Below are 9717 nucleotides of genomic sequence, written 5' to 3' on the forward strand. Positions count from 1 at the left end.
GATCAGATCGCACAATCCGGGCTGAGCTCCCTCAAAGTTATATACTATTCCAAACAGCTATTTAGCCCTGTCATTTTTAGTACATGAAGTTGCTTTCCTGCTTGTTTCCAATCCACCGACGTCAGTCCTTGGCAGCATTAAACTGATGCGATACAAGCATCCTCAATATATCAGCAAAAGGCTTAACCGAATGACAGTCTTTAACCACAGGGACGGCGTACACCTTCAAATCAACGACGTTCGCATCTATTACGAACAGCAGGGTAATCAGGACGGCCCGGCACTGCTGCTTCTGCACGGCGGTCTCGGTGATATGCAAACCTTCAATTATCTGACAGCGCACTTGGGCAAGACCTACCGCTTGCTCGGCATTGACAGTCAGGGACATGGCAGATCAACGCTCGGTTATTCTCCTCTGACCTACAGGCGTATTCAGGAGGATATGGAGGCTGTTATTCAGCATTTGGGGGTTGCCAGCGCCAGCATCATTGGCCACAGTGATGGCGGCATAGTAGCCCTGCGTTCGGCCGCTAGCGGCTCGGCATGGATCGACAAGCTTATTACGATCGGCGCGCACTGGTCCTTATCGCTGGATGATCCGACAAGAGAGATGTACGCGAACATCACCGCGGCAGACTGGTATGAGAAGTTCCCTCTAGAAGTCGAGCGCTACCTTGCAGTAAACCCGGAGCCGGATTTCGACAGGCTGATGGCGACAGTGCGCCAACTCTGGCTTGACGAGAGCGAAGCAGGCTATCCAGGCGAATCCGTGCGTGACATCCGTGCCAGCCTGATGGTCGTGCGGGGCGATGAAGACCAGCTTGTCTCTCGCGCTAACGTTGTCGAACTGGCAGACCGGGTAACAGGAGCAACGTTTCTGAATCTGCCATTCACTGACCATTCTGTGCAGGAAAGTCAGCCACAGTGGCTTCTGCCTGTGCTTGATGCGTTTCTGTAGAAGCATTACCGTTCATAAATGGACCCTTGTGGCACCGTCGGATGAACTGAAAAATGGAATTATATTAATGAACTATATCTTTTCACCCAATGTGCAGATATTCCAGCGGCTCCCATTACTTGTCAGAATTGTCCTGCTTAGTGGTGCAATATCGATCCGCTGGAATGCACTCAATGGCGCATCCAGCAGACCCGTTATGATTGCGCGAATAACAGATGCCGATGCAATCGCGCAGTGGTGACCTTGCAGACTTTCATGTTGTAAAAGCCATTCGCTTGTACGGGATATAATCGCAGCGATACTCTCGCCATCCGGCGGTGCATCACACGACAGCCAGCGATGAAATGCTGTACTGCTATCCTTCATAACCTGCTTTACGGGTAGGCCCGCCCAGCGGCCATAGTCAGGCTCCGCCAGCTGAGTAACAACCTCTCCCTTTAACCTCAATGCGGCTGCAGTCTGTCGGGCGGCAACCTCCGGAGCGATCCATATTTTACTCCCGGCTCTGATATCTGCATTCATCTGGTTCAGAGCTTCGATTGCTGTGTCGGAGAGCCCGTCATTCGCTGGAAAGCGCGAGTGGCGGTTTGCCAGGGTTTCTCCCTGGCAGATAATGTGCATCACCGCATTCACGCTTCTGTCGCCTGCAGGCGGCTGGCTTTACTCAGGCTATTTTCTGTCATCCAGCCAAACAAAAGGCCGGTTGTACACCACATGACCAGTTGCGTGCCGAAAGCACTTAACCGGAAGCGCCAGAGAACGTCTGCAGAGAAGCCTTCGGGTATTTCATTCACCGCCGGCATCAGCAGACAGACCACAATCAGTATCGTGAGGCCAGTCAGGATCCCCCAGATCGCTGCATTCCAGCTGGCCATATGTGTCCGGAGCTGATGCGTACTCCAGGCCGCTGTAATAATAATCGCAGCTGAAACAAGCAGCATGAGGAAGTAAAGCATTGTCCTGTAACCAATCGTAGCTGCATCACCCACCGCCGGTGGATTGGGCGGATATTTCAGCCCCGGCATCAGGCTCATAAACAGAAATCCCCCCAGTGACAGAATCAGCGCAAGCGCTCTTGCGCTGGAGGGTCCGGTACGCTGCCAGCATAGCGACCATACCAGCGCCAGTGCTCCACCCATCGCGGCGCTGAACAATATCATTCCGCTCAGCAGGCCCGCGCCGGACTGTATACCGCGAGTGACAACCTCGCCCTCGTCATCATGATTATGATGATGTTCACTTTCAGTGCTGGCCTGCTTTGCGCTGAGCGCTTCTTCAAAGGCTATGGCTTTGTCAACCTGCGGCTCACCCAGAAAATGGGCAAAACCAAAAGCAACGATACCCGCCAGCATTCCGGCGAACATTCCGTTCAACAACAGCTTTCCGGTCATGCGTCAGCCCTCAGTGGCAGGGAAATCCCAGCAGATGCCGGGCATCATGGAAATACTCATGGATCTGATTGCCGGAGAAGACGGCGGTAGCTCCCTGCTCAGCACCGATAAAATAGACCGACAGGAGCACCATCAGCGTGATAAATGCAGCCCAGGGCAGGATCGCGCTGAGGGGAATCGGCGCGTGCTCTGAACGAATATTTTCAACAATATTTTCCATAATTTGTCCTCATCTCTGGTTGCAAAATCTTCAGGAATCAATCTGTGACGTTCCCGGGCTTATAGCCACGGGGACACGGTGCATCGGGTGATGATGAACATGCTCAGGCGGGCAGCTTGCGCTGACGAGCGTCACCGGCATGCCATGGGGAGTATTGAGATATGCCTGACGCCATTCATCTGTCCGGCGGGCTATCTCTGCCTCATCGGCCATCTGCAGTGACATCAGCATCTTTTCCGTTGCGGCCACCCACTGGCGGTAATAGGCATCATTCACACTTTCATGCGCCATTGCCGGGTGCGCTTTAATTTCTGTACTGAACACGTCGACCCAGGTCTTCCAGCTGAACAGTCCTGCTTTGTGCAGGCAGACGACCAGGGAAAAGACCTGCGCCTGCCATGGGTGCTCAAACGGTGCGCTGCCTGCTCCCGGTTCACTCATCATTACCGATGTGAATGTGCTCATAACGCCTCCAGATAATCGTCCCACAGGTCAATGCGAACCGTATCCTTTGCCGGCGCGTTTTCTCCCCATAACTCTGTGGCGTCGAAGCTTACGCTGTAGACGTGCTGCGGATGATCTCCAAGGCCGTGTGCCACGGTGTCCGGAGTAATAAATACGCCGTGATCAATGACGATCGTGCCGGTTTTTCCGCGTACATAGCGCGGCAGGCGGGTGTGGCCGGCTGGGTTGATGTTTTTTGCCCTTACGCGATCGCCCGCCCTGAAGCTCGCGGGAATGTCAGTCTCAACGCGGGCTGATGCTCCTGTCATGACGACGGCCTGTACCATTTCTTTGCGTAATACAGGGATGTCAGCAGAGGCTTCTCCCGGCTGCTGGATGCCGGCCAGCTCTTCCGGGGTTATTACCCCCTTTTCAAGCAGCAGCGTTTCGAAAGCGTGCATCCAGTGTTCGTAATAGCTTTCTTCGAGGTAGTGCGCCGGGTTCATGCGCTCAATAGCATGCCGGAACATATCCACGTTAAAGTGGCCACCGACAAACAGGGAGGCAAATAATGAAAAGGTACGCCGCTCCCATTCGTGATGAAAAGGCGGTTCATTTTCTTCAGTAATGACGGCACCCATGCCGTGCATTCCACCCAGGTCGTGTATTCCGTTCATCGCACCTCCTCCGGAATGTCTTTAAGGGTATCGGGTTGCAGGGCAACACCGGTGCCTATCATGGCATCGCGCGTCACCAGCTTAGCGAGCTGCTCTTCACTCCAGCCCGCGGTGTTGGCCGGCCTCTCTGGCAACACCAGATAGCGCAGTTCGGCGCTGCTGTCCCATACCCTTATTTCCTTTTCCTTGCTGATGTTCAGGCCAAACTCAGCCAGGACGTTTCGCGGCTCAATGACGATACGCGAGCGGTAAGGCGCTGATTTGTACCAGGCCGGCGGCAGGCCAAGCGTCGGCCAGGGATAGCAGGAGCACAGAGTACAAACGGTCACGTTATGAACATCTGGCGTGTTCTCAACCACCATCATGTCCTCGCCCTGTACGCCGGAAAACCCAAGCTCGGCAATAGCCGCGGTTCCGTGTTCAAGCAGACGTGTCTTGTAATCGGGATCGTTCCAGGCCTTCGCCACCACGCGGGCGCCGTTACGCGGCCCGATGCGGTGTTCGTAGGTATCGATGAGTTCATCCAGCGCAACAGGGTCAACCAGTCCTTTTTCCGTCAGTAGTGACTCCAGCGCTTTTACTCGCAGCGCAATCTCTGCCGGGGGCTCGGTATGGTCGTGCTCATGGTCATGGTCATGTGCCATCGTTCTTCTCCGGGTGTTGGTAACGGTGTCGGACATTGCGGCCCGGTTATTACATTTGCTTCCAGTCACCACTCGCCTCAAACGCGGCGGCAGCCTGATAAATAGTGCTTTCAGCATAGTGACGGCCTATCAGCATCATGCCAACGGGCAGTCCCCCTGCCAGCCCGCAGGGGACAGACATGGCCGGATGACCAGTAACATCAAGGGCCGCAGTATTACCAATCATCTCAAACGCCCTGGAGATATATTCCGTTACCGAACAGTCAGCTGATGGCAGGGCCGGAGCCGTTACCGGTACTGTAGGCATGACCAGCAGGTCAAAGTCACTGAGGGCGCGGTCGTAATCGGCGCGTGCGCGGCGTGCCAGATTCTGGGCTTTGGCGTAGTAGCGGCCGTTGTAGCGTGAGAGGCCATACTGGCCGATGAGCATACAGATTTTGAGAGAGGGGGAGAGCGAGTCTGCGTTCGCACGCCATGCGGCATGTTTATCAAGTAACGCAACATCATAGAGGCCCTCCCAGTTAAACCCCATACCGTTGCCGTGCATCATCTGCATCGTCAGGCCCTCGCAGCCGATGGGTGACCACAGCGCGGCGGCAAGCGCATGCCCAGGCACCGACACCTCTCCTGCCAGTGCGCCGAGGCTTATCAGACGGTCAATCGCTGCCCGGACTTTCTCAGCGACAGCAGGCTGAAGGTTAGCTAGTCCAAATCCCTCCGTCACTATTCCTATTTTCAGCCCTCTGACCCCTTTGTCCAGCGCGGCGGTATAGTTCCCGCTGCGCGGGCTGTACTGTCGCGGGTCCAGACCGTCAGGACCTGCCATGACTTCCAGCATCAGGGCGTTGTCACGCACGCTAGCGGTGATAGGACCGGCATGGTCGATAGTGGCCTCAATGGGCATAATGCCGGTGTAAGGGACCAGCCCGTGGGTAGGCTTCATTCCGTAGGTGCCGCAGAATGCAGAGGGAATACGAATAGAACCGCCCTGGTCGCAGCCCACGGCCATATCAATCTCACCTGCAGCAACCAGCGCGGCGCTGCCCGAAGAGGAGCCACCTGCACTGTGTCCCTGACGCCAGGGGTTGTGGACGGGCGCCGGATCGGAGGTATGGCTGCCGCCGGAAAGGCAGAAATGTTCACAGGTAGCCTTACCCAGTATGGTTGCACCGGCGTCCAGCAGGCGGGTTACCACTGTTGCATCGAAGGCGGGCACATGCCCTTCCAGCGAGGCGGCCCCGTTCATCATCGGCACGCCGGCCAGGGCGACGTTGTCCTTCAGCGCCACGGTTTTTCCTTTCAGCTTGCCATCGGGAGCCCCTCGTACCTCACTTTTGTAATACCAGGCGTTCAGCGGATTTTCATCTACTGCCGGACGGTGGCCTTTTTCGCGCGGGTACTCAACCGGCGGAATTTCATCCGTTAAACCCTCTATCAGATCATAGGCATCAAGGTTAGGCTGCATAAGGGAAAGATATTCAGCGGCTTCACTCTCTGAAAGAGTCAGATGAAGCTGGCGGGCGAGTTGCTGTAACTGGGCGGCATCCGGGCGTTCAATGGCCATGTTCTGTTCCTCATATAAATATCTAAGACTGATTTCCTGTTTTGAACATAACGCGATCGGCTCCCCGCCACCTGGCTGAGAAGGACAGCCAACTGGTCAGGAAGGACAGCATCAGAAAACGCGGGCGTAGCGCAGGTTCACGCGGAAGTTTTCTTCCGCACCATTCTCTACCCGCAGATCCCGCCCCAGTTGGATCTGGAACTGATCGCGCGGGGTGACGAATTTCGTGGTAGTCAGGCGGATATTCGTAGTCTGAGTCGGGTTATCCTGATTCACACTATCGATAGTGGTTTCGCCCCCCCAGGTCTGACCTAATCCCAGTCCAAAGGAGAGCGTCTGATCGGGCATATAACGTCCAATTATCTGTACGGCCCACGCGTTATCTTGTTTAAGTCGTGATGATTCCGGGCCATAGTTACTGTTATTCCCGTACCAGATGCCATCGCCCACCACGTCCAGCGCCCAGCGTTCTGTAAAGAACTTCACCCATGCGGCCTGCAGATCCACTTTCCAGCGGTTTTCGCCCAGATTCAGGAGATCGTTATGATCGTAACTGCCTGAGGGCACGTACAGATAAGGAGCAAAACCAAAAATGTCTCCACTGTCGCTGAGCCTGATTTTCAGTGGAACGGTCAGTATGAGATCACCGGTACCACTGGCTGAGCCAAGCGAAGCAGCTTCACCACCACCTGTAACTCGTCCAAATGGCAAAAGAAACTGCGGGTCCAGCGTCGCTGATTCGCTAATCTGCACGGTATGCTGAAGACGCAGCATGCCGATGTCAGAGGTCAGGTTGTAATCAGAGCTAACTTTGTTACCGCGCGAGTACGCCGAACCGGTTGATGCATGCTGGTAATAAAGCAGCCCTACGGTTGTGCCGTCAGCGAACTGGCTGTAATCACCGGGCGCTACTTCCACCGCGAAAACCGGCAGAGACGCGAGCATGAGCGCTGGCGCGCTGAAACGTAATACGTGCATAAAACCCCCTGAATGTTGACGTTGTTAATTATTTTTCTCAGCGCTTCGCGTCACGCATCATCCCGGTTCCGGGATGGCAGTTGATGTATTCAAAGGTCTGAAAACGGGCGTCTGAAACGGAAATCTCATGGTAAAGCCGCAGCTTCTGCAGGCCGGTTACGACACGAAAGAAGGTGGTAAAGATACGCAGATGGGTGGGGTGAGATTCGGCCCAGCGCTCAAGCCGGTCCAGAGAGCGCCAGAAGCCAATATCGTAGGCAATATCCAGCAGGTTTCCGTCACGATCAACGTTGCGCACAAAGCGGTTACTGTAGCAGCCGAGCACGTGCCCTTCGTCGCGCAGAAAATCCATGCCTGCCTGCAGCGGTGGAAGCATCTCATTGAAGTAAAGCTGGCGCTCCTGTTCATCGGCATCTGCCCAGTCCTGACCGGAGCGGATAAGCGTAATGTTGTCGTGACCCTGCACGATCACCCGACCTCCGATTACGGGATCGCCTGCAACGATGTGCAAATCACCTTCAGGCTGCAGCCAGTCATTCTGTGAGGCCGGAATCCGGTCACGCACAGCCCCCCAATAGCCGTGTTCCTGAATCTCACCGCTGAGATTGTTCATGAGAGCCCCGACGCCCGGCAATTCCTCTTTAAAGGCATACAGGGTTTCGAACTGCTCTGCGCGCGGTGCGATGATTTCCCGAAAATAGCCAAGCTCATCATCCAGACGTTCGTCTGATGACCACCAATGTTCGATTTCTGTCAGGCGCATCCAACGACAATAGGCCGACGGATCCCGCCAGTAGCCCACAACAATAAAGTTTCCGAACCCTTGGTTATCGACATGAAAGGTCATGTCATGATGATCCGGACCGTAATCAAGACTGAAGCTATCGACCATGTGCTGCATGGCCAGAACCCCTTTCTGGCGATGTTCTTCATGAAACTGCACCCCAAGATAGGCCATGACGACCTGAGTGAGGTCTTTATCGGCCCGGCCGACAAACATCGGAAAAGGAGGTTCGTAGTCATCATGAACACGGCGGGACAGCGTGCGGGGGCATTTAAGGTGCTTGTCTATGGCTGATTCCATAAAACTCTCCGGTAAGCTTTCAGTGATGGATATTTTCAACACTGATACTAAGGAGCATTTTTTTGTCTACCTGGTTGAACAGGACAATCAACTGGCTGTTGCGGACACATCTGTGATTGCGCTACTGCAGATTCAATCTGAACAGAAACGGTGCGGGTGTGCACTGGAAAAGGGCGCAGGGGAAGGTGACATCTTTCTGACAGCATTAGTTTATGCCTGTGGTGCCGGATAAAAGCATGGCGCGGAAATTGCTTATATTCAGTAACAACTATTACTTATCAGCCGATTTATATGAGGTGTCGCTGTGAACAATCATTCCGCACCCCAGGGAGAAATTCGGTATTCAACCGGAGAGGTTGCAGTCCATCAGCGCTTTGATTACTGGCATGACGTTATTCTTCGTCACTGTATTCCTTCAGATGGCAGGCCCCAGGCTGATGGCCGGTTTAATGGTGAGCTTGCGGTACGCGAAGTAGGGCTGGTAGATGTGTGCACCCTTAATTCAACTCTGCATCACTGGGAAAGAAAGGCACATCATCTGCGCTCGGGGCCGGAGGATGATCTGTGGCTGGGTTATATTAAAGGGGGATATGGTCAGCTCGAACAGGGCGGTCGCAGGGCCCGCCTGTCAGCAGGAGACTTGGTGCTTTATGATGCGGCCCAGACTTTTCGGTTCAGCATAGGCGGAAACGACAATCATCTGATCCGTATTCCGCGGCACCTTCTCAACGGGCAGATTTCAGCCAGGGGGCTGATGACTGCCACAATCCTTGATAAAAACCGCCCCGGTATGACCCCACTCAGGGAAATCGTTTGTCTGGCCGCGAATAATTCTGTTTTGTCGGATAACCCGGAAATGGCCGGGCGCTTTTCGCAGACGATACTGGATCTGCTGACGCTGAGTCTTGAACTTCAGAGTATCGATAAAGTTGCTGCTGAACGCGATTTGTACGCGAGAGTACGTAACTATATCAGCCGTAATCTGAAAAACCCTGAACTAAGTCTGGAAAGCATTGCGAAAGCGCATCATGTGTCCGTCCGCACTGTAACCCGTGCTTTTGCCCGCCATCAGAAAACTCCGGCTGCTATTATATGGCAGGAACGTCTGACCGCCTGCAGAAACGCCCTTGTTCAGGGCGGAGCACGCAGTGTTTCAGAGATAGCTCTTGATCACGGCTTCTCTGATTTGACTCATTTCAGTCATGCATTTCGTAAGGCTTTCGGAGTAACGCCCAGCTCGTTGATGAAAGAAAATATCAATTTAGAGAGCTAAATAGCTGTTCGGAATAGTAGATAACTTTGAGGGAGCTCAGCCCGGATTGTGCGATCTGATCAATCGCCAAACCAACCAATATCAACAACCGGACTGAGCGATAACGATCATAGCATTAATACCCCGAACCGAACGACGCCTGATGCAAAAAACGATTCACACAACGCGTGACAAGAACCATGCCCGCAGGCTAACCGCCATGCTGATGCTTCATCATGGCGATCGCGTTAGCTATGTTGCCAGAACGCTTTGCTGTGTCGTTCATCTGTAGGCCGCTGGATTATCGTTGTCGTTCGATGTGGCAATTATTGAAAAAATGCGCGATTTTATGAATACGGGAAGTCCGTTTCCTGGCGGGAAGCATAGTCAGGCAAAACTGTAGCGGTATTAGGAACAGCTATTTAGGCGATTCACTGTTCATTCAAAAAATCTTCTAAATAGCTGTTCCGAATAATAGATCACTTTGAGGGAACTCAGCCCGGAT

The 9717-nt window shown here is 53.9% G+C and carries 12 protein-coding genes and 1 pseudogene; 4 read left to right on the plus strand and 9 right to left on the minus strand.

Annotated elements, in window-relative coordinates; translation table 11 throughout:
* Window positions 1-190: 190 nt before the first annotated feature.
* The gene (locus IBT46_RS26610; protein ID WP_200548077.1) at window positions 191-958 is read left to right on the plus strand and encodes an alpha/beta fold hydrolase; all 768 of its coding nucleotides are present in this window, start codon (window positions 191-193) and stop codon (window positions 956-958) included.
* 72 nt (window positions 959-1030) lie between these two features.
* Here IBT46_RS26610 and IBT46_RS26615 read toward each other — a convergent pair whose 3' ends face one another.
* From IBT46_RS26615 to IBT46_RS26655, 9 genes are all read right to left on the minus strand, one after another.
* Entirely contained in the window at window positions 1031-1591 is a 561-nt protein-coding gene (locus IBT46_RS26615) for a histidine phosphatase family protein (protein WP_200548078.1), read from the minus strand.
* Complete coding sequence (locus IBT46_RS26620; protein ID WP_200548079.1) at window positions 1588-2349, minus strand: CbtA family protein; 762 nt, start codon at window positions 2347-2349, stop codon at window positions 1588-1590. The genes IBT46_RS26615 and IBT46_RS26620 overlap by 4 nt, the downstream gene beginning before the upstream one ends.
* A 10-nt stretch (window positions 2350-2359) precedes the next feature.
* Window positions 2360-2569, minus strand: coding sequence for a CbtB-domain containing protein (locus IBT46_RS26625; RefSeq protein ID WP_200548080.1), 210 nt, complete (start codon window positions 2567-2569; stop codon window positions 2360-2362).
* 30 nt (window positions 2570-2599) lie between these two features.
* Window positions 2600-3034 carry a nitrile hydratase accessory protein gene (locus IBT46_RS26630; RefSeq protein ID WP_200548081.1) on the minus strand — a complete coding sequence of 145 codons (435 nt, stop codon included), beginning with the start codon at window positions 3032-3034 and terminating at the stop codon, window positions 2600-2602.
* Window positions 3031-3690, minus strand: a complete 660-nt coding sequence (gene nthB / locus IBT46_RS26635) for a nitrile hydratase subunit beta (RefSeq protein ID WP_200548082.1) — start codon at window positions 3688-3690, stop codon at window positions 3031-3033. The genes IBT46_RS26630 and nthB overlap by 4 nt, the downstream gene beginning before the upstream one ends.
* Window positions 3687-4334: a nitrile hydratase subunit alpha gene (nthA, locus tag IBT46_RS26640; protein ID WP_200548083.1), complete on the minus strand. Its 648-nt coding sequence runs from the start codon at window positions 4332-4334 to the stop codon at window positions 3687-3689. Before nthA ends, nthB begins: the two co-directional genes overlap by 4 nt.
* A gap of 49 nt (window positions 4335-4383) precedes the next feature.
* On the minus strand, window positions 4384-5898 hold the full coding sequence (locus IBT46_RS26645; RefSeq protein ID WP_200548084.1) for an amidase: 1515 nt from the start codon (window positions 5896-5898) through the stop codon (window positions 4384-4386).
* Window positions 5899-6009: 111 nt separating this feature from the next.
* Window positions 6010-6876: a transporter gene (locus IBT46_RS26650; RefSeq protein ID WP_200548085.1), complete on the minus strand. Its 867-nt coding sequence runs from the start codon at window positions 6874-6876 to the stop codon at window positions 6010-6012.
* A gap of 37 nt (window positions 6877-6913) precedes the next feature.
* Window positions 6914-7960, minus strand: coding sequence for a phenylacetaldoxime dehydratase family protein (locus tag IBT46_RS26655; RefSeq protein WP_200548086.1), 1047 nt, complete (start codon window positions 7958-7960; stop codon window positions 6914-6916).
* Here IBT46_RS26655 and IBT46_RS26660 point away from each other — a divergent pair.
* From IBT46_RS26660 to IBT46_RS26670, 3 genes and pseudogenes are all read left to right on the plus strand, one after another.
* The gene (locus IBT46_RS26660; protein WP_200548087.1) at window positions 7947-8192 is read left to right on the plus strand and encodes a hypothetical protein; all 246 of its coding nucleotides are present in this window, start codon (window positions 7947-7949) and stop codon (window positions 8190-8192) included. The two genes, IBT46_RS26655 and IBT46_RS26660, sit on opposite strands and share 14 nt — an antisense overlap.
* A gap of 72 nt (window positions 8193-8264) precedes the next feature.
* Window positions 8265-9233 carry a helix-turn-helix domain-containing protein gene (locus tag IBT46_RS26665; RefSeq protein ID WP_200548088.1) on the plus strand — a complete coding sequence of 323 codons (969 nt, stop codon included), beginning with the start codon at window positions 8265-8267 and terminating at the stop codon, window positions 9231-9233.
* A 100-nt stretch (window positions 9234-9333) separates the two neighbouring features.
* Window positions 9334-9515 (plus strand): annotated as a pseudogene (locus tag IBT46_RS26670) (IS630 family transposase); the annotation flags it as partial.
* Window positions 9516-9717 lie beyond the last annotated feature (202 nt).

The sequence above is a fragment of the Erwinia sp. S38 genome (genome assembly GCF_016624545.1).
Taxonomy (GTDB): Bacteria; Pseudomonadota; Gammaproteobacteria; order Enterobacterales; family Enterobacteriaceae; genus Erwinia; species Erwinia coffeiphila.